Raw genomic sequence first — 18,550 nt, 5'->3', positions numbered from 1 at the left:
ACCCGGCACAATGCAGGCTGGCGGCGCCGCGTCCGGCGCCGCCGGGCCGGAAGGAGGTACCCGGTGACGCGGGAGCGGGCTCTGGGGGTGTTCGGCGCCGACCCGGCGGTGGGTGCCGACCTGGCGCGGGTCGACTGGTCGGCCACGCCGCTGGGCGACCCGGCGGGCTGGCCGCAGAGCCTGCGCTCGGCGGTGGACATGATGCTGTCCTCGCGCTTCTCCATGTGGATGGGGTGGGGCCCGGACCTGACGTTCTTCTGCAACGGCGCGTACCGGCGCGACACGCTGGCCGACAAGTACCCGTGGGCGCTGGGCCGCCCGTTCCGCGAGGTGTGGGCGGAGGTCTGGGAGGACGCCGGGCCCCGGATCGAGCACGTGCTGACCGAGGGCGAGGCGACCTGGGACGAGGCGCTGCCGCTGCGGCTGCAGCGCTCCGGCTACCCCGAGGAGAGCTACCACACCTTCTCCTACAGCCCGCTGCGCGACGAGGCCGGCGCGGTGGTCGGCGTGCTGTGCGTGGTCAGCGAGGACACCCAGCGGGTGGTCGCGGAGCGGCGGATGGCGACCCTGCGCGACCTGGGCTCCGACCCGGGGGCGGTGCGCGCCGAGGACGAGTTCCTGGCGTTCAGCGCCGAGCAGCTCGCCCGCAACCCGTACGACCTGCCCTTCACCCTGACCTACCTGTTCGACGACCGGGGCGGCGCCGAGCTGGCCGCCTCCTCCGGCGTGCCCGCGGGCCACCCGGCCGCGCCGGCCCGGATCGGGCCCGGGGAGCCGGGCCCGTGGCCGGCCGCGGCGGTCCGCCGGGGCGCGGCGGTGTCGGTGCCGCTGACCGGCGAACGGTTCGCCGAGCTGCCGCGCGGGGCGTGGGAGGAGCCGCCCCGGGAGGCCCGGCTGGTGCCGTTGAGCGGCCCGGGCGGCGGCGGGCCGAGCGGTTTCCTGGTCGTCGGCCTCAACCGGTACCGCCCGGCGGACGACGCCTACCTGGACTTCGTCGACCTGGTCGCGGGCCGGCTGGCGGTGGGGATCACCAGCGCCCGCAACCACGAGGCGCAGCAGCGGCGCGCGGAGCAGCTGGCCGAGCTGGACCGGGCGAAGACCGCGTTCTTCTCCAACATCAGCCACGAGTTCCGCACCCCGCTGACGCTGATCTCCGGACCGGTCGAGGACCTGCGGCAGCGCTTCGCGGACGCCGACCCGGACGTCCGGGAGGACCTGGAGACGGTCCACCGCAACACGCTGCGGCTGGGCCGCCTGGTCAACACGCTGCTGGACTTCTCCCGGATCGAGGCGGGCCGGATGCGGGCCCGCCCGGAGCCGGTCGACCTGGCCCGGTTCACCGCCGAGCTGGCCGCCGTGTTCCGCTCGGCCGCGCAGCGCGCCGGGCTGGTCCTGGAGGTCGACTGCGCGCCGCTGAGCGCGCCGGTGCCGGTGGACCCGGAGCTGTGGGAGAAGGTCGTCTTCAACCTGCTGAGCAACGCCCTGAAGTTCACCTTCGAGGGAACGGTCCGGGTCCGGGTGCGCGAGCGGGACGGCCGGGCCCTGGTCACCGTCGAGGACACCGGGGTGGGCGTCCCGGCCGCGGAGCTGCCGCGCCTGTTCGACCGCTTCCACCGGGTCGAGAACAGCCGGGCCCGCTCGCACGAGGGCAGCGGCATCGGCCTGGCCCTGGTCAAGGAGCTGGTCGACCTGCACGGCGGGACGATCACCGTCGACTCCGTGCCGGACCGCGGCACCTCCTTCACCGTCAGCCTGCCGCTGGCGGACTCCGGCGCCCCGGCTGCCCAGGACGGCCCGGACGACGCGGGCGACCCGGACGGCACCGGCCGCCCGGGTGCCGAGGCGTTCGTCCAGGAGGCCCTGCGCTGGGAGCACCGCCCCTCCCCCGGGCCCGCCGGGCCGCAGCCGGACGACGACCCGGAGCCGAACGCCGGTGCGGAGCCGGACGCCGGTGCGGGGACGGACGCCGGTGCGGGGACGGACGCCGGCACGCCCGCGCACGTCCTGGTCGTCGACGACAACGCCGACATGCGCGACTACCTCAGCCGCATCCTGCGCGGCGCGGGCCACCGGGTCACCGCGGTCGCCGACGGCGACCGGGCGCTGGCCGCCGTCCGCACCGCCGCCCCCGAGCTGGTGATCAGCGACGTGATGATGCCCGGCACGGACGGCCTGCGGCTGGTCGCGGCGCTGCGCGCCGACCCGCGCACCGCCGCCCTGCCGGTGCTGCTGCTGTCGGCCCGGGCCGGGCGGGAGGACGCCATCGACGGCTTCGAGTCGGGGGCCGACGACTACCTGGTCAAGCCCTTCGCCGCGACCGACCTGCTGGCCCGGGTGCGCGCCGCGCTGCGGCTGGCGCGGCTGCGCGACCAGCACACCCGCTGGCAGGACGCCCTGGTCGACTCGCTCCAGGACGCGTTCTTCGTCTGCGACGAGGACGGCGCCGTCGTCCAGGTCAACCAGGCGTTCACCGACATCCTCGGCTACGGCCCCGAGGGGCTGCCCTACCCGGCGCCGCACCCGTGGTGGGCGGACCCCGCCACCGACCCGGACGCCCACCGGCAGGCCGCCGACGCCCTGGCCCGGGCGACCGCCGACGGCCGCGGCAGCTCCACCGCCCCCGTCACCCACCGGGACGGCCACCGGATCTGGACGCACTCCACCTTCAGCCGCGTCCCGGACCCGGCGACCGGCCGCACCGTCACCGTCGGCACCTTCCGGGACGTCACCGCCGAGTACTACGCCATCCAGCGCGAGAGCGCCCTGGCCCTGCTCGCCGACTGCCTGAGCCGGGCCACCGGCGCCGAGGAGTCGCTCGCCTGCGCCCTGGCGGAGATGCGCGGACTGTGGCGCGCCCGCCGGGTGGTGGCGGTCCACTTCGACCGCGCCGGGGCCGCGCCCCGGCTCACCGCCGCCGGGCCCTGCCCGGACTGGCCGGACCTGCCGGAGGAGCGCCGGGCGGCGCTGACCGCGCTGGCCGCCGCGCCCGCCCTCACCCCGGTGGAGGGGCCCGCCGGGACCGGCATCCGGCTGGAGCGGCCGGGCGGACCGCTGGTCCTGGTGGTCGAGCTGGGCGAACGCCGCCCCTTCACCCGGGAGGACGAGCTGCTGCTCGTGCTGCTGGGCGGGCGCCTGGCCCAGGGGCTGGCCCGGGCGCAGCGGATCGACCAGCAGCGCGAGACGGCCATCGCCCTCCAGCGGGCCATCCTGGGCCCGGACCGGCTGCCGCCCGGCTTCGCCGCCCGCTACGAGCCAGCCACCCCGCCGCTGGAGGTCGGCGGCGACTGGTACGACACCGTGCCGCTGCCCGACGGCCGGATCGGCATCATCGTCGGCGACTGCGTCGGGCGCGGCCTGGCCGCGGCCAGCGTGATGGGGCAGCTGCGCAGCGCCTGCCGGGCGCTGCTGCTCCAGGACCACAGCCCGGCCCGGACGCTCGCCGCGCTGGACGCGTTCGCCGCCGCCATCCCCGGCGCGGTCTGCACCACCGTGTTCTGCGGCGTCCTCGACCCGGCCACGGGCGTGCTGCGCCACTCCAGCGCCGGGCACCCGTCCGCGGTGCTGGCCCGGGCCGACGGCTCCACGACCCTGCTCGAAGGGGGCCGCGCCCTGCCGCTGGCCGTCCGCCCCGGCCTGCCCCGGCCGGAGGCCACCGCGGTGCTGCCCGGCCGCTCCACGCTGCTGCTGTACACGGACGGACTGGTGGAGCGGCGGCGCGAGGGTCTGGCGGAGGGCATCGCGCGGGCCGGCCGGGCGGTCGTGGCGGGCGCGGCCCTGCCCACCGCCGACCTGCCCGAGCACGTGACGGACCTGCTGCGCCCCGCCGAGGGCTTCGAGGACGACGTCGCCGTCCTGCTGTACCGGCAGCCCGCCGTCCTGACCCTGTCCTTCCCGGCCCGACCGCAGGAGCTGCCGGCCGCCCGCGCGGCCCTGCGCGCCTGGCTGGCGGAGTGCGGCGTCCCGGCCGGGGCGGCCCGGGAGGTGTCGGCCGCCGGGGCGGCGGCCCTCGCCGAGTCCTTCGCGGACGGCACCGACGCCCCGCACGACCCCGACGACCCGGACGGCTTCGACGGTCTCGACGGTCTCGACGGCGGCGGCCCGCGCTCCCCCGACGGCACCGTGCGGCTGACCGCCCGGGCCACCGCCGACCGGCTGCGCGTGACGGTCACCCGCGCCGGGGGCCCCGAGGCGCTGGTGGTCCAGGCCGCCCTGCCGGGCTGAGGCCGCGGCCGGGGCCCGGCCCCGGACCCCGCCGGACGGCCCGCCCTGGCCCCGCCGAACGCCCTGTCGGGACCCCGACAGGTCTCCCACCTGGGGGTTTTCCGGCGTTACGGCCACTGGGGTAGCCTCGCCGGGGGTCCGGGATCACGGCAGTTCCGCCGTTCCAGGTAGCCCGTGCGCTTGATCGGTTGCCCCGCCGGACGGCGGGGCGTGGCAGGAGGCGGAGCTTTCGATGGCTGGCTCGACGACGTCGCGGAACCCGCAACCGGACGCGGCGGCCGTCCGATCCCAGATCGGCGAGGCCGAACTCCGGCTGCTGCTGGCGGGTCTGACCGCGGTGCGCGACGGTGACTTCAGCACCAAGCTGGCCGGTGACTCGGACGGGCTGCTGGGCGAGATCGCCACCGTGTTCAACGGCATGGTGGACCAGCTGTCCCGGTTCACCTCCGAGGTGACCCGGGTGGCCCGCGAGGTCGGCACCGAGGGGCAGCTGGGCGGCCAGGCCGTGGTGCCCGGGGTGTCCGGCACCTGGGAGGACCTGACCGACTCGGTCAACGCGATGGCGGGTAACCTCACCACCCAGGTCCGCAACATCGCGCAGGTCACCACCGCGGTCGCCAACGGCGACCTGACCCGGAAGATCGACGTCGCCGCGCGCGGCGAGATCCTGGAGCTCAAGACCACCATCAACACGATGGTCGACCAGCTCAGTTCGTTCGCCGGGGAGGTCACCCGCGTCGCCCGCGAGGTCGGCACCGAGGGCATCCTCGGCGGCCAGGCCGACGTGAAGGGCGTCTCCGGGACGTGGCGCGACCTGACCGACAGCGTCAACTCGATGGCGGGCAACCTGACCGGCCAGGTCCGCGCGATCGCCCAGGTGGCGACCGCGGTGGCCGAGGGCGACCTGTCGCAGAAGATCACCGTGACCGCGCGCGGCGAGATCCTGGAGCTGAAGGACACCATCAACACGATGGTGGACCAGCTCAGTTCGTTCGCCGGGGAGGTCACCCGCGTGGCCCGCGAGGTCGGCACCGAGGGCCGGCTCGGCGGCCAGGCCGACGTCCGCGACGTGTCCGGCACCTGGCGCGACCTGACCGAGTCGGTCAATGTGATGGCCGACAACCTGACCGCCCAGGTCCGCGCGATCGCCCAGGTCACCACGGCCGTCGCCAAGGGCGACCTGACGCAGAAGATCCGGGTGGACGCCCGGGGCGAGATCCTAGAGCTGAAGGAGACCATCAACACGATGGTCGACCAGCTCTCCGCGTTCGCCGACGAGGTCACCCGCGTGGCCCGCGAGGTCGGCACGGCCGGCAACCTGGGCGGCCAGGCCACCGTCCGGGGCGTCTCCGGCACCTGGAAGGACCTGACCGACAACGTCAACGTGATGGCGTCCAACCTGACCGGCCAGGTCCGTTCGATCGCGCAGGTCGCCACCGCGGTGGCCCGCGGCGACCTGAGCCAGAAGATCACCGTCGAGGCGGAGGGCGAGGTCGCCGCGCTGGCCGGGGTGATCAACACCATGGTGGACACCCTCTCGGCGTTCGCCGACGAGGTCACCCGCGTGGCCCGCGAGGTCGGCACCGAGGGCATCCTCGGCGGCCAGGCCCGGGTGCCGAACGTCGCGGGCACCTGGAAGGACCTCACCGACAACGTCAACTTCATGGCGCACAACCTGACGTCGCAGGTCCGCAACATCGCGCAGGTCACCACCGCGGTCGCCAACGGCGACCTGACCCGGAAGATCGACGTCGACGCGCGCGGCGAGATCCTGGAGCTCAAGACCACCATCAACACCATGGTCGACCAGCTCGGCTCGTTCGCCGCCGAGGTCACCCGCGTCGCCCGCGAGGTCGGCAGCGAGGGCCGCTTGGGCGGTCAGGCCGAGGTGGAGGGCGTCTCGGGCACCTGGAAGCGGCTCACCGAGAACGTCAACGAGCTGGCCGGGAACCTCACCCGGCAGGTCCGCGCGATCGCCGAGGTGACCAGCGCCGTCGCGGCGGGCGACCTGACCCGCTCGGTCACCGTGGACGCCTCCGGCGAGGTCGCCGACCTCAAGGACAACGTCAACGCGATGGTCGGCTCGCTGCGCGAGACCACCCGCGCCAACGAGGAGCAGGACTGGCTCAAGACCAACCTGGCCCGCTTCTCCGGCCTGCTCCAGGGCCAGCGGGACCTCGCGGTGGTCGCCGAGGCGGTGATGGACGAGCTCACCCCGCTGGTGGGCGCCCAGGTCGGCGCGTTCTACCTGGCCGAGGAGGGCGACCGGGGCACGGTGCTGCGGCTGTTCGGCTCGTACGCCTACCCGGACGGCGAGCGGCCGACCAGCTTCCGGCTCGGCGAGTCGTTCGTCGGCCAGGCCGCCCGCAGCCGGCGCACCATCGCCGTCGAGACGCTCCCCTCCGGCTACCTGGCGGCCTCCTCCGGCCTGGGCCGGACCGAGGAGCTGTCGCTGCTGGTCGTCCCGATCGTGGTCGAGGAGCTGGTGCTCGGCGTCATCGAGCTGGCCTCGGTCCGGCCGTACACCGCCGTCCACCGGGCCTTCCTGGACCAGCTGATGGAGACCATCGGCGTCAACGTCAACACGATCGTCGCCAACGCCCGCACCGACGAACTGCTCGGCGAGTCGCAGCGGCTGACCGCCGAACTCCAGGTCCGCTCGCAGGAGTTGCAGGCCCGGCAGGAGGAGCTCCAGGCGTCCAACGCGGAACTCGAGGACAAGGCCGCCCTGCTGGCCGCCCAGAACCGGGACATCGAGACCAAGAACCTGGAGATCGAGCAGGCCCGGCAGGAGCTGGAGGAGCGCGCGCACCAGCTCTCGCTGGCCTCGACGTACAAGTCGGAGTTCCTGGCCAACATGAGCCACGAGCTGCGCACCCCGCTCAACAGCCTGCTGATCCTGGCCCAGCTGCTCGCCCAGAACCCCACCCGGAACCTGACCGCCAAGCAGGTCGAGTACGCGGGCATCATCCACTCGGCCGGCTCGGACCTGCTCCAGCTGATCAACGACATCCTCGACCTGTCCAAGGTCGAGGCCGGGAAGATGGACCTCAACCCCGAGCCGGTCGCGCTGCGCAGCCTGCTGGAGTACGCCGAGGCCACCTTCAAGCCGCTGACCGGGCAGAAGAGCCTGGCCTTCACCGTGCGCACCGCCCCGGACGTGCCCGAGGACATCGTCACCGACGACTACCGGCTGCGCCAGGTGCTGCGGAACCTGCTCTCCAACGCGGTGAAGTTCACCGAGCGCGGCCGGGTCGAGCTGCGGATCGGGATGGCCCCCGAGGACCAGATCCCCGAGGGCGTGCGCCGCGGCGGCCCGGTGCTGGCCTTCCGGGTCTCCGACACCGGCATCGGCATCGCGCCGCAGCACCTGGAGACCGTCTTCGGCGCCTTCCAGCAGGCCGACGGCACCACCAGCCGCAAGTACGGCGGCACCGGCCTGGGCCTGTCGATCAGCCGGGAGATCGCCTACCTGCTCGGCGGCGCGATCACCGCCGAGAGCGTGCTGGGCAGCGGCAGCACCTTCACGCTGTTCCTGCCGGTGACCCGGCCGGAGTTCCTGGCCCTGGAGGCCGGTCCGCGCGCCGACGCGGCGGTCGGCGGCCCGGTGGCGGCCGACCTGCCGCACCAGGTCTCCGAGGAGGGCGCGGCGGCGCTCCAGCCGCGCCGCCTGCTGGTGGTGGAGGACCGCCAGGGCGGCCTGCTGTCGCTGGTCGCCGAGAACGCCACCGCCGAGCCGGCCGGTCTGACCGGGGCCAAGGAGGGCCGCCGCCGGGTCGAGGTGGTCACCGCGGTCGGCGCGGCGGAGGCCGCGGCCGTCCTGGCCTCGGCGCCCTCGCACTGCGTGGTGCTGGACCTCGACCTGCCCGACGGCGCCGCCCCGGCGCTGCTGCGCGACATGGACCGCGACCCGGCGCTCCAGGGCGTGCCGGTGCTGGTGCACAGCAACCGCGGCACGCCGGGCGACGCCGACGCGCTCTCCCGGGCCGGCGCCCGGCCGCTGGAGGTCATCTCCAGCCTGGACGAGCTGCGCGAGCGGATCGCCCTGCACATGAGCGCCGACCACCCGGGCGACGTGCCGCTGGTGCGCGGCACCCCGCAGGACGCCACCTGGGAGGCGGCCGGGGTGGACTCCGCGCTGAGCGGCCGCCTGGTGCTGGTCGTCGACGACGACGACCGCAACCTGTACGCCATCACCGGCATCCTGGAGCTGCACGGGATGCGGGTGCTCCAGGCCGAGAACGGCCGGGCGGCGCTGGAGACGCTGGCCGCCAACCCCGGCATCGACGTGATCCTGATGGACGTGATGATGCCCGAGATGGACGGCTACACCGCCACCGCGGCGATCCGCGCGATGCCGCGGTACGCGGCGCTGCCGATCATCGCCGTGACCGCCAAGGCCATGGTGGGCGACCGGGAGAAGAGCCTCGCCTCCGGGGCCAGCGACTACATCACCAAGCCGGTCGACGCCGGTGAGCTGATCGGCCGGATCGAGGCCCAGCTCACCGAGTAGCCGCCCCGCTCCCCCGCCCGTCCCCCGTCCGTCCAGCAGAGCCGCAGGAGTCCACGCCGTGCACCAGTCCCGGGAGCCGCACCCCGACCAGGGCCTGCCGACCACGCCGACCGGGTCCGGGCTGATCGGCGCCCAGCGCCCCGCCCCGTCCGCGCCCCTCCTGCCGACCGTGCCGTTCGCGGCGCCGGACGGCCCGGTCGCGGGCCGCCACCCCGCGGGCCACGACCCGGCGGGCGACGACCCGGCGGTCGACGGGGCGCTCGGGCGGCTGGCCGGCACCGTGGAGGAGCTGCGCCGGCAGCTGGACGACGCGCAGGCGCACGCCGCGGGGCGGTCGGTGGTGGAGATGGCGGTCGGCATCCTGGTGGAGCGGCTGCGCTGCGGTCCCACCGAGGCCGCCCGGCAGCTGGACCTGCTGGCGGGGCAGGCCGGTTCCACCCCGCTGGAGCTGGCGGCGGGCCTGGTCAACCAGGCCGCCGCGGACAAGATCTCCGAGGCCGCCCAGGACTTCGTGGCGCGGGCGGCGAACCCGGCGTCCCAGCGGGTCGGCGTGCGGCTGCGCAACACCGAGGCGGACGCGCTGAGCGCGACCGACGCGGCGGCGGCGGCCCGCGCGATGCTGGAGCACGCGCTGCGGCCGCTGGGCGCGGTCGCGGTGGCGATCTGGGCGGCCCGGCCGGACCTGTCGCTGGCGCTGGCGGGCAGCGCGGGCTTCGCCGACGCGGAGGCCCGGCGGTGGCGCCACGTGCCGCCGGGGGTGGTCACCGCGGCCCGCCGGGCGCTGGACGAGCGGGGGCCGGTGACGTACCGCACCCTGGCGGACGCGTCGGTGCCCTCGATCGGCCAGCACGAGGCCGGCGGCGGCCGGGTCGCCGTGCCGGCGGGGGTCGGCGGTCGGCTGATCGGCGTGCTGGAGGTGTGCTGGCGCGACGAGCTGCCGCGGTGGTCGCAGTCGCTGCACCGGCAGTTCGAGGCGCTGGCCGAGCTGTGCGCGGCCACCCTGGAGACCTGGACCGGGGACGCGCCGGACGACGCCCCGGGGGCCGGGCGGCTGGAGGAGCTGGGCCGGCTGGTCGACGGCATCCTCGACCCGTGCATGATCCTGGAGCCCGCCGACGACGCCTTCCCGCCGCGGTTCGTGATCCGCTACGCCAACCCGGCGTTCGTGGACTTCGCGGGCCGCCCGACCGGGGCGATCGTGGGCTCCCCGCTGCTGGAGGCGTACCCGCTGGCCGCGCAGGAGGGCAACCTGCTGGAGGCGGTGGAGGACGTGCACGCCACCGGGGCGCCGTTCAAGGACCCCCGGATGCGGCTGGCCGCCCTGGTCGACGGGGTGCCGCTGACCACCGACGCGTACGTGTCGATCAGCCGGCACGGCAACCACGTCACCGTGCTGTGGCGGCTGGCCGACAGCACCCCGAAGATCGCGCGGCTGCTGCACCACGCGCAGCGGCTGGGCCGGATCGGCGGCTTCGAGGAGGACCTGACCACCCGCGAGGTGGCCTGGAACGAGACGCTGTTCGAGCTGTACGGCCTGCCGGCCACCGACCGGCCGATCGCGCTGGAGCGGTTGGCCGACCACGCCCACCCGGACGACCGGCACGCGGTGGGCCGCTTCCTGCGCACCCTGCTGCACCACCGGCGCCCGGCGTCCACGGCCTTCCGCCTGCTGCGGGCGGACGGGGTGACCCGGCACATCCGGGTGGTGGCCGAGCCGGTCCACGACCGGTTGGAGCAGATCAGCGCGATCCGCGGCGCCTACCAGGACGTCTCCGCGCAGCACTGGACCGAGGTCGCGCTGGCCGCCACCCGCGACCAGCTGGCGCAGAGCGAGCAGCAGGTCGCCGAGCGGCACCGGCTGGTGCTCCAGCTCCAGCACGCGATCATGCCGCCCAGCGTCAGGTCGCGGACGCTGAACAACCTCGACGTGGCGGTGCGCTACCGCCCGGCCGAGAAGGACCACCTGGTCGGCGGCGACTGGTACGACGCGCTGCCGCTGCCCTCCGGGCAGGTGCTGGTGTGCGTCGGCGACGTCGCCGGGCACGGCATCGAGGCGGCCACCGGGATGGTCGCGCTGCGCAACGCGCTGCGCGGCCTGGCCGCGACCGGGGCCGGTCCGGCCCAGCTGCTGGCCTGGCTGAACAGCGTGACGCACCACCTGACCGACAACGTCACGGCCACCGCGGTCTGCGGCCTGTACGACCCGGAGCGCCGCCTGCTGCGCTGGGCCCGGGCCGGCCACCTGCCGCCGGTCCTGCTGCGCGGCGGGGCGGCGGAGTGCCTGCCGCAGGTGGACGGCATCCTGCTGGGCGTGATCGACCAGGCCGACTACCAGGAGAGCGAGATCGCGCTGGCGCCGGGCGACCGGATCGTGATGTACACCGACGGTCTGATCGAGCGCCGCGACCAGGGGCTGCACGCCTCGCTCGCCAACCTGGTCAGCCTCTCCGAGGCCGCCCCCCGCGAGGGCGCGACCGCCCTGGACGCCCACCTGGACCACCTGCTGCGCTTCAGCGGCGCCGACACCGACGACGACACCTGTCTGGTGGGCATCGAGGTCCGGTAGCCGGCGCCGCCGGGCGGGTCAGGCGCGCAGCCGCAGGGTGCCCAGGTGCTCGGGGCGGATCAGCCGGGTGCGCGGGGCGAGGGTGCGGACCTGGGTGAGCAGGCCGTCCAGGTCCATCGACGGGTCCTGGACGGCCGGGTCGGTCAGCGGCGTCTCGAAGACGTCCCAGTGCACGGGGACGACGGTGCGCGGGAAGTCGAGCGCCTGGAGCAGCCGGGGCACGTACCGGTGGGTGGTGCGGGCGGTGCTCTCGACGGCGATCATCGCGACGTCGGGGCGCAGGCCGGCGTAGGCGTGCTCGACGAAGTCGCTGGCCCCGGTCAGCAGGGTCTGCGGGCCGTCGCCCAGTTGGACCTGGAAGGCCAGGGTGTCGCCCTCGACGAGTTCGCCGATCGTCGTGGGGGCCTGCGCGGGCGGCGCGGTCAGGGTGCCCGGCGCCCAGTAGCGGTGCTTGGCGTTGCGGCTGTGCAGGCTGGCCACCACCCGGACGGTGAACCCGCCGAAGTCGAGCACCTCGCCGCCCTTGACCACGATCAGCTGGGCCGGGTCCACGCCCATCGCCTGGAGCAGGTGGCAGGTGGTGGCGGTGCCGACCACCCGCACGCCCCGGCTGGTGGCGATGTGCGGGACGTCGTTGACGTGGTCCCAGTGGCTGTGGCTGACCAGTACCAGGTCCGGTGTCCCGAGGTGCGGGTCGACCGCGGCGGGGTCGACGGTCAGCGGGGTCTTCGGGTCGAATCCGTGGGTGGGGTAGCGGGTGAGGTACGGGTCGAACAGCACGGTCTTCCCGTTGCCCTCGATCCGCCAGCCGCTGTTGCCCAGCCAGGTGAACGCCGTCTCGCCGCCGCCCGGTTGCTGCGGCTCGCCCGCGGCGGCGGCCGCGGGAACGGCTCCGGCCACCGGCAGCAGGGCGGCTCCCGCGACCGCCGTCCGGAGGAGTCCGCGTCGTCCTAAGGTGTTGTCGCTCATGCCCGTGAGGGACGGTCGGTCGTGGGCTGCCGGTTCCGCCGGGCGGGCGGTCCTCCCGGGTCCGGCGGCCCGGCGTCCCCCGTCCGGCGGCGCGGCTACTGGTCGAGGACGCCCACCGCGTGGGCGATGACGAGCAGCGAGGTGATCAGCGCGGCGATGCTCTCGATCGCCATCAGGGCCTTGGCCCGGGTGGAGAGCGGCATGGTGTCGGTGGGGCTGAAGGCGGTGGAGTTGGTCACCGAGACGTACAGGTAGTCCATCAGGGTGGGCACCCAGTCGCTGGTGCGGGAGGAGCTGTCGGCGACCTCCTCGACGGCGTCGTCGTTCTCGTCCTGGGAGAACCGGAAGTCGGCGAGCGGCAGTTCGGAGCGGTCGGCCTGGGTGCGCACCACCGGGCCGCCGCGGTCCAGCTCCCAGAAGGCCAGGCCGAAGACGATGATGCTGGTGGCCCAGACCTGGAGCGCGGCGAGCAGCAGCGGGCCGCCCTCCTGGGCCTGGCTGGTCACCATCGCCTTGACCAGCAGGCCGAGGGAGACCAGGTTGCTGATGCCGATCAGGGCGACCAGGACCAGCGACAGGATGCGGGAGAAGCGGTTCTGCCGGGTCATCCGGCGCGGGTTGACCGCGATCAGCGGGATCAGCAGCAGCACCTCCAGCGCGGGCAGCACGAACCGGGGGACGACCAGCAGCTCTTCGGGCAGCGCCAGGTACAGCAGGACGGCCGTCAGGGTGGCCAGTACGGCGGGCAGCCGGGCCTCGCCCCGGCGTTCGTGGCGTGGGAAGCGCTGGAGGGCCTTCGCGCGGTGGTCGTTGACGTGCCGTTCCGCACTGTCCATGGACGGGCCTTCCGGTCGGGTCGGATATCCCCTCGCATGCCCGGTCGGCCGCCGCCCACGCCGGGTCGGCATGGGCGCGGGCCCGCCGGGCAGCCGCTCCCCGGGGCGCGACACGACCCCGCGGGCGCCCGGGTGCGGAACCCGGAGCCCGGCGCGGGGCGAGAATCGGCCCGGGCCCGCGCCCCGGTTCGGGCGTGACGATCGAAAGGACCCCAGTGAGTGACTCCTCGGCCCCCGGCGGTGGGCCCGGCCGTGACGAGAGCCCGCAGGAGCGGGCCGACCGGCAGTGGGACGAGATGCTCCAGGAGGTGCGGGTCGCCCAGACCGGTGCCCAGATCCTGTTCGGCTTCCTGCTGAGCGTCGCCTTCACGCCGCGGTTCGGCTCGCTGGACGATTTCGACCGGAACCTCTACACGGCCACCGTCATCCTGGGCGCCTGCGCGACCGCCTCGCTGATCGCCCCCGTCGCCTTCCACCGGCTGCTGGCCGGGCACGACCTGAAGCCGGTGCTGATCCGCACCGGCTCCCGGCTGCTCGGGCTGGGGCTGACCCTGCTCGCGCTGACCATCGGCTGCGCCCTGTTGCTGCTGCTGCGCACCGCGACCGGCAACGCCGTGCTCGCCGCGGTGGTCTCCGCCGCCGGGCTCGCCTACTTCGCGCTGACCTGGCTGGTGCTGCCCTCCCTGCTGCTGCGCCACGAGGAGCGCCGGTCCGGGGGGCACCGCGCCGGGCGGTGAGCGCCCCGCTTCCCGGAGGCGGTCCGTTTGCGGGTGGGGCGGTCGTTTGCGGGTGGGGCGGTCGGGCAGCCGCGCGGGAGGCCCGGCGGTCCGGCGGCGGGCCGGGAGGAGAGGAGGCCGGGTGTGAACGCGGCAGTGGTGGTGTACAAGCCGGTCGGCATGCTGGTGGGGGCGCTGGGCGGGGTGCTGGCCGGGGCGGTGTTCAAACGGCTGTGGCGGCGGATCGCCCACGAGGAGGACACCCCGAACGCGACCGACGAGGACCGGGGCTGGCGGCAGGTGCTGACCGCCGCCGCCCTCCAGGGCGCGCTGTTCGCGCTGGTGAAGGCGGTCCTGGACCGGTCGGGGGCGGTCGCCTGGCGGCGGGTGACGGGCACCTGGCCCGCGGGCCGGAACTGAGGGCGGCGCCGGGCCCGGGCCGCCGGGCCCGGCGCGCGGGTTCACCCGATCGGACCGGTGTGACGGCCCCGGTCGGGGGTAGCCGCCGGGTGTCCCAGTCGGAGACGGAGAGGAACAGCCATGACCACGCAGGACGGCAAGGACCGGGCCGCGCAGGACGCACCCGAGGAGAGCGTGCGCGAGCGGTCGGCCGAGGAGCGCGAGATCACCGCGCCGACTCCCGCCGACGTGCGGGCGAAGGCCGAGGACGGCCGGAAGGACGAGCCCGAGCCGCCGGCCGCGGACAGCCAGGCGCCCTGAGCGCCCGCACCCATCCCGGTCTCCGTCCCTCCGGGGGCGGGGGCCGGGACGGTCGTTTTCCGGTCGGACCCGCGCGGGCGGCGGACCGGGGGACGGCCGGGCACGGCACGGCGGGTCGACACAGCGGGTCGACGGCAGGTCACGCCCTGACCGGTCAGGTGTGACCGGTCAGGGCGTGACCGGCGGGGTGAGCAGGGCGGAGAGCAGTTCGGCGATGGTGGGCCCGGCGTCGGCGGGGTGGCGCAGCTGGCCGTCGATGACGCGGTAGTGGTTGGTGCGTCCGCGGCGCTCGTGGGTGAGGTACCCGGCCTCTTCCAGGTCGGCGATGATGCGCTGCACCGCGCGCTCGGTGAGCAGGCAGCGGGCGGCTATGTCGCGCACCCGGATGCCGGGGTCGCGGTAGATCTGGATCAGCACCCTGGCGTGGTTGGTCAGGAAGGTCCACTGGCGGCTGGATTCGGCGGTTCGCTCCACCGCCCCAGGATAGGTAGTGGATTTCACGACTCGCCATGCATGACATAATTTTCGTGCATTCATTGACGCATGTTGGGTGTGCGGGGACAGTGGGACCTGCCGGTCTCCCGCACCGGTGCCTGGAGGCGATGATGGTGGAGGCTTTGACCCGAGCGCGACTTGAGCACTTCGCCGCGGTCCTGACCGCCGGCGCCGGCGCCGACCGGGACCTGCCACCGCAGCTGCGGTACGCGATCGCCGGGGTGCGGGCCTACCTCGCGGCCGCCGAGGACGGCGCGCCGGTGGCCGACCAGCTGCGCGGCAACGCCGTCGCGCTGTGGGAGATCCTGGGGGCCGCGGTGGCGAAGGCGCCGACCGGGTCCGAGTCGCTGCCCGCCCCCCGCTCCGGGCTTGACGCCCGGTCCGCCGCCGCGATTCCGGCCGGTGCCGCGGTCGGCGCCGTGAGGTGACCCGGCGCACCGACCGGACGGCCGTGGTGCACGCCCCCGATCTGCGGATCGAGACCCGGCGCACCGGCGGCACCGTCCGGTGCGCCCTGGTCGGCGCCCTGCACCAGGACAACCAGCACGCCTTCGCGCTGGCCCTGCACCACGGACTGCGGGCCCGTCCGGCCCGGCTCTGCGTCGACCTGCGGGCGGTCGAGCTGTTCACCTCGTCCGCCCTGGACACCCTGCTGCGGGCCCGGCAGGCGGCGGGCGTGCTCGGGGTGGCGCTGGCGCTGGGCTCCCCGGCGCCCTGCGTGCGCCGGGTGCTGGAGATCACCCGCTGCGCGCCCTACCTGCCGGTCGAGGAGGCGGGGGTGCGGACGGTCGTCCGGCCCCGGCCGCAGGCGGCCCGGACCGGGCCGCCGGGAACGCCGAGGGCCGACCGGGGTCCGGTCGGCCCTCGTGGCGTCGTCGCGGTCAGGCGGCGACGGGGATGACCCGGGCGGCGGCGGGCTCGCGGCGCACCAGCAGGGCGCGCCGCTCGTCCTCGGTCAGGCCGCCCCAGACTCCGTAGGGCTCCCGGGTGGCGAGGGCGTACCGGCGGCACTCCAGGCGGACCGGGCAGCCGCCGCACACCCGCTTCGCGGCCTGCTCGCGCTCCCGGGCCTCGGCGCGGCCCTCGTTCGCGGGTCGGAAGAAGACCTCGCTGCCGACGGTGCGGCAGGAGCCTTCGAGCTGCCAGTCCCAGTGGTGCGTCTGCGCGCCGGGGAGGCGAGAGGCCTTGGTCACGACGTTGCCTTCCGAACGTTGGAATCGAACAACCACCGTCTAACCGGCCGGCCGCCGGTCATGCACGTTGCGTCCGGTTCACTGTCCGGAATCGGTGCGGGCGAACTCGGGGCCGTCCCCGGCGTCCTTGGTGCGCTCGTCCGGGGCGGGGGCGCCCTCCCCGGTCATCCGGGCCTCCGGGGTCTCCAGCGGCCGGTGCGCGTCCGCCGCGGCGCCCCGCAGGGCGGGCAGCACCCGGTCCCGGTAGGCGTCGAAGAAGGCGTCCTGGTCGGGGCCGATCTGTCCGACGTACACCTCGTCGAAGCCGGCCCGCTCGTAGGCGCGGACCGCCTCGACGTGCGCCTCGACGTCGTCGCCGCAGGTCACGGCGTCGGCGACCATCTCCCGGGTGACGAGTTCGCTGGCCTGCTCGAAGTGCGCCGGGGTGGGCAGCAGTTGGGCGAGTTCGCCGGGGAGCAGCTCGGTCGGCCAGCGGCGGTGCACCTCGTCGATCGCCTTCTCCCGGTCGGTGCTCCAGCAGACCTTGAGTCCGCCGACCACGGGCTTGCCCGCGCCGCCCGCGTCCCGGAAGACGGCGATCAGGTCGGCGTCGGGCGTCATGGTGACGAAGCCGTCGCCGATCCGGGCGGCCGTCGCGGCGGCCCGGGGGCCGAACCCGGAGACCAGGATCGGCAGCCGGCCGGGGGGCGCGGTGTAGAGCCGGGCGTTGTCGACGGTGTAGTGCGGGCCGCGGTGGCTGACCTGGCGGCCGGTGAACAGCTCGCGCATCACCTCGACCGCCTCCTCCAGCATCTCGGCGCGCTCCTCGTAGGAGGGCCAGCGGTCGCCCAGGACGTGCTCGTTGAGCGCCTCGCCGGTGCCCACGCCGAGGGTGAACCGGCCCTCCAGCAGGACGCTGGAGGTGGCCGCCGCCTGGGCGGTGACCGCCGGGTGCAGGCGGACGGTGGGACAGGTCACCAGGGTGGTGACGGGCAGGTCGACGGCCTGCGAGAGCGCGCCGATCATCGACCAGACGAAGGCGCTGTTGCCCTGCGCCTCGTTCCACGGGTGGAAGTGGTCGGAGATCGCGAGCCGGGTGAACCCGGCGGCCTGCGCCCGCTCGGCCTGGTGGATCAGTTCCTGCGGGGTGAACTCCTCGCAGGACAGGAAGAACCCGTACTCGGTCATCACGACTCCTCGCTCTCGGTGTCCGTGTCGTCGGGGGGTCACCCCCGCCGGGCCGTCTGCCCGTTTTCGCCGGTCCGACCGCCCCGGCCGGCATCGTTCCCGGGGGTCGTTCCGGGAGGTCAGCTCCGGGCGCCGTCGTCGCCGTCGGGCCACTTGCGGGTGTCGCGCGGCGGTACGTACGGCTCCGCGTCGGGCGGCAGGCCCCCCTCGACGGCCCGTTCGCGGGAGAGTTCGGCGTCGAACTCGAGGCCGAGCAGGATCGCCAGGTTGGACAGCCACAGCCACACCAGGAAGACGATCACCCCGGCCAGGGTGCCGTAGGTCCGGTTGTAGGAGGCGAAGTTGGCGACGTACGCGGCGAACCCGCCGGAGAGCAGCAGCCAGAGCAGCACGGCCAGCAGGCTGCCCGGGGAGACCCAGCGCCAGCCCCGGCCGCGCACGTTGGGGGCCGCCCAGTACAGCAGCGCGATCATGACGGAGACCAGCAGGACCAGGACCGGCCACTTGGCGATCGACCAGACCGTCACGGCGGTGGGGCCGACCCCGAGGAGGTCCCCGGCACGCCGGGCCACCGGGCCGGTGAAGACCACGATCACGGCGCTGGCCAGCAGCAGCACCATCATCAGCAGGGTCAGGCCGACCCGCAGCGGGGTGAGCTTCCACACCGGCCGGCCCTCGCGGATGTCGTAGACCGCGTTGGAGGCCCGGATGAACGCGGCGACGTAGCCGGAGGCCGACCAGAGCGCGCCCAGCAGGCCGACCGCGGCCAGCACCCCGCTGGTGCCGCGCCCGTCCTGCAACTGCTCGACGGTGGAGCGCAGCACGTCCCGGGCCTGCCCGGGGGCGAGCTGCTGGAGGTTGTCGAGCACCCGGTCGGTCGCCGAGTGGCCGAGCAGGCCGAGGACCGAGACCAGCACCAGCAGCGCCGGGAAGACCGCCAGCACCCCGTAGTAGGTCAGCGCGGCGGCCCGGTCCGGCAGTTCGTCGTCCAGGAACTCCTTCGTGGTGCGGCGCAGCACCGCGGCCCAGCCGCGGGCCGGCACCTGCGTCGGCCCCTCCGGCGCGCGGTGGGCACCGCGGCCGTCCTCGTCGTGCTCTCCGTGCTCGCCGTTCGGCATGGTCGTCCTCTCCGTGCGGTGCGTGTCTGCGGTCGG

The 18,550-nt window shown here is 75.0% G+C and carries 14 protein-coding genes; 8 read left to right on the top strand and 6 right to left on the bottom strand.

Going from position 1 to position 18,550, the window contains the following annotated elements:
• Positions 1-87 precede the first annotated feature (87 nt).
• From ACIP60_RS05905 to ACIP60_RS05895, 3 genes are all read left to right on the top strand, one after another.
• On the top strand, positions 88-4,221 hold the full coding sequence (locus ACIP60_RS05905) for a SpoIIE family protein phosphatase (RefSeq protein WP_400681540.1): 4,134 nt from the start codon (positions 88-90) through the stop codon (positions 4,219-4,221).
• A gap of 232 nt (positions 4,222-4,453) precedes the next feature.
• Positions 4,454-8,734: a HAMP domain-containing protein gene (locus ACIP60_RS05900; RefSeq protein ID WP_400680480.1), complete on the top strand. Its 4,281-nt coding sequence runs from the start codon at positions 4,454-4,456 to the stop codon at positions 8,732-8,734.
• 58 nt (positions 8,735-8,792) lie between these two features.
• On the top strand, positions 8,793-11,300 hold the full coding sequence (locus ACIP60_RS05895; protein WP_400680478.1) for a SpoIIE family protein phosphatase: 2,508 nt from the start codon (positions 8,793-8,795) through the stop codon (positions 11,298-11,300).
• Positions 11,301-11,318: 18 nt separating this feature from the next.
• On the opposite strand, the gene ACIP60_RS05890 is transcribed toward ACIP60_RS05895, so the two are convergent.
• Positions 11,319-12,269, bottom strand: coding sequence for an MBL fold metallo-hydrolase (locus tag ACIP60_RS05890; RefSeq protein ID WP_400680476.1), 951 nt, complete (start codon positions 12,267-12,269; stop codon positions 11,319-11,321).
• 95 nt (positions 12,270-12,364) lie between these two features.
• The gene (locus ACIP60_RS05885) at positions 12,365-13,105 is read right to left on the bottom strand and encodes a hypothetical protein (protein ID WP_400680473.1); all 741 of its coding nucleotides are present in this window, start codon (positions 13,103-13,105) and stop codon (positions 12,365-12,367) included.
• 215 nt (positions 13,106-13,320) lie between these two features.
• Between ACIP60_RS05885 and ACIP60_RS05880 the strand changes: the two genes are divergently transcribed.
• The 3 genes from ACIP60_RS05880 to ACIP60_RS05870 all read left to right on the top strand — a co-directional run bounded on the left by ACIP60_RS05880 (position 13,321) and on the right by ACIP60_RS05870 (position 14,541).
• Positions 13,321-13,842 (top strand): DUF6328 family protein, encoded by a 522-nt coding sequence (locus ACIP60_RS05880; RefSeq protein WP_400680470.1) that lies wholly within the window; start codon positions 13,321-13,323, stop codon positions 13,840-13,842.
• Between the two features lie 123 nt (positions 13,843-13,965).
• Positions 13,966-14,241 (top strand): DUF4235 domain-containing protein, encoded by a 276-nt coding sequence (locus tag ACIP60_RS05875; protein ID WP_100834752.1) that lies wholly within the window; start codon positions 13,966-13,968, stop codon positions 14,239-14,241.
• 120 nt (positions 14,242-14,361) lie between these two features.
• On the top strand, positions 14,362-14,541 hold the full coding sequence (locus ACIP60_RS05870) for a hypothetical protein (protein ID WP_100834753.1): 180 nt from the start codon (positions 14,362-14,364) through the stop codon (positions 14,539-14,541).
• A 168-nt stretch (positions 14,542-14,709) separates the two neighbouring features.
• On the opposite strand, the gene ACIP60_RS05865 is transcribed toward ACIP60_RS05870, so the two are convergent.
• Positions 14,710-15,015: a helix-turn-helix transcriptional regulator gene (locus ACIP60_RS05865; RefSeq protein ID WP_400680467.1), complete on the bottom strand. Its 306-nt coding sequence runs from the start codon at positions 15,013-15,015 to the stop codon at positions 14,710-14,712.
• Positions 15,016-15,158: 143 nt separating this feature from the next.
• Between ACIP60_RS05865 and ACIP60_RS05860 the strand changes: the two genes are divergently transcribed.
• Positions 15,159-15,464 (top strand): hypothetical protein, encoded by a 306-nt coding sequence (locus tag ACIP60_RS05860; protein WP_400680464.1) that lies wholly within the window; start codon positions 15,159-15,161, stop codon positions 15,462-15,464.
• Positions 15,461-15,937 (top strand): STAS domain-containing protein, encoded by a 477-nt coding sequence (locus tag ACIP60_RS05855; RefSeq protein WP_400680463.1) that lies wholly within the window; start codon positions 15,461-15,463, stop codon positions 15,935-15,937. Before ACIP60_RS05860 ends, ACIP60_RS05855 begins: the two co-directional genes overlap by 4 nt.
• Here ACIP60_RS05855 and ACIP60_RS05850 read toward each other — a convergent pair.
• The 3 genes from ACIP60_RS05850 to ACIP60_RS05840 form a co-directional block, all read right to left on the bottom strand.
• Positions 15,918-16,229, bottom strand: a complete 312-nt coding sequence (locus ACIP60_RS05850; protein WP_400680461.1) for a WhiB family transcriptional regulator — start codon at positions 16,227-16,229, stop codon at positions 15,918-15,920. The two genes, ACIP60_RS05855 and ACIP60_RS05850, sit on opposite strands and share 20 nt — an antisense overlap.
• A gap of 78 nt (positions 16,230-16,307) precedes the next feature.
• Positions 16,308-17,396: a TIGR03557 family F420-dependent LLM class oxidoreductase gene (locus tag ACIP60_RS05845; RefSeq protein ID WP_400680459.1), complete on the bottom strand. Its 1,089-nt coding sequence runs from the start codon at positions 17,394-17,396 to the stop codon at positions 16,308-16,310.
• 119 nt (positions 17,397-17,515) lie between these two features.
• Positions 17,516-18,514 carry a YihY/virulence factor BrkB family protein gene (locus tag ACIP60_RS05840; RefSeq protein WP_400680457.1) on the bottom strand — a complete coding sequence of 333 codons (999 nt, stop codon included), beginning with the start codon at positions 18,512-18,514 and terminating at the stop codon, positions 17,516-17,518.
• Positions 18,515-18,550: the final 36 nt, after the last annotated feature.

It is taken from the genome of Kitasatospora sp. NPDC088783 (genome assembly GCF_044750705.1).
GTDB lineage: Bacteria > Actinomycetota > Actinomycetes > Streptomycetales > Streptomycetaceae > Kitasatospora > Kitasatospora fiedleri.
This window is presented reverse-complemented; position numbering and strand designations above follow the sequence as displayed.

What these genes read in the sequence shown, in the direction of transcription:
- ACIP60_RS05890 (WP_400680476.1), bottom strand. Translation starts at nt 12,269, where the DNA reads ATGAGCGACAACACCTTAGGACGACGCGGACTCCTCCGGACGGCGGTC.
- ACIP60_RS05885 (WP_400680473.1), bottom strand. Translation starts at nt 13,105, where the DNA reads ATGGACAGTGCGGAACGGCACGTCAACGACCACCGCGCGAAGGCCCTC.
- ACIP60_RS05870 (WP_100834753.1), top strand. Translation starts at nt 14,362, where the DNA reads ATGACCACGCAGGACGGCAAGGACCGGGCCGCGCAGGACGCACCCGAG.
- ACIP60_RS05840 (WP_400680457.1), bottom strand. Translation starts at nt 18,514, where the DNA reads ATGCCGAACGGCGAGCACGGAGAGCACGACGAGGACGGCCGCGGTGCC.
- ACIP60_RS05845 (WP_400680459.1), bottom strand. Translation starts at nt 17,396, where the DNA reads ATGACCGAGTACGGGTTCTTCCTGTCCTGCGAGGAGTTCACCCCGCAG.
- ACIP60_RS05900 (WP_400680480.1), top strand. Translation starts at nt 4,454, where the DNA reads ATGGCTGGCTCGACGACGTCGCGGAACCCGCAACCGGACGCGGCGGCC.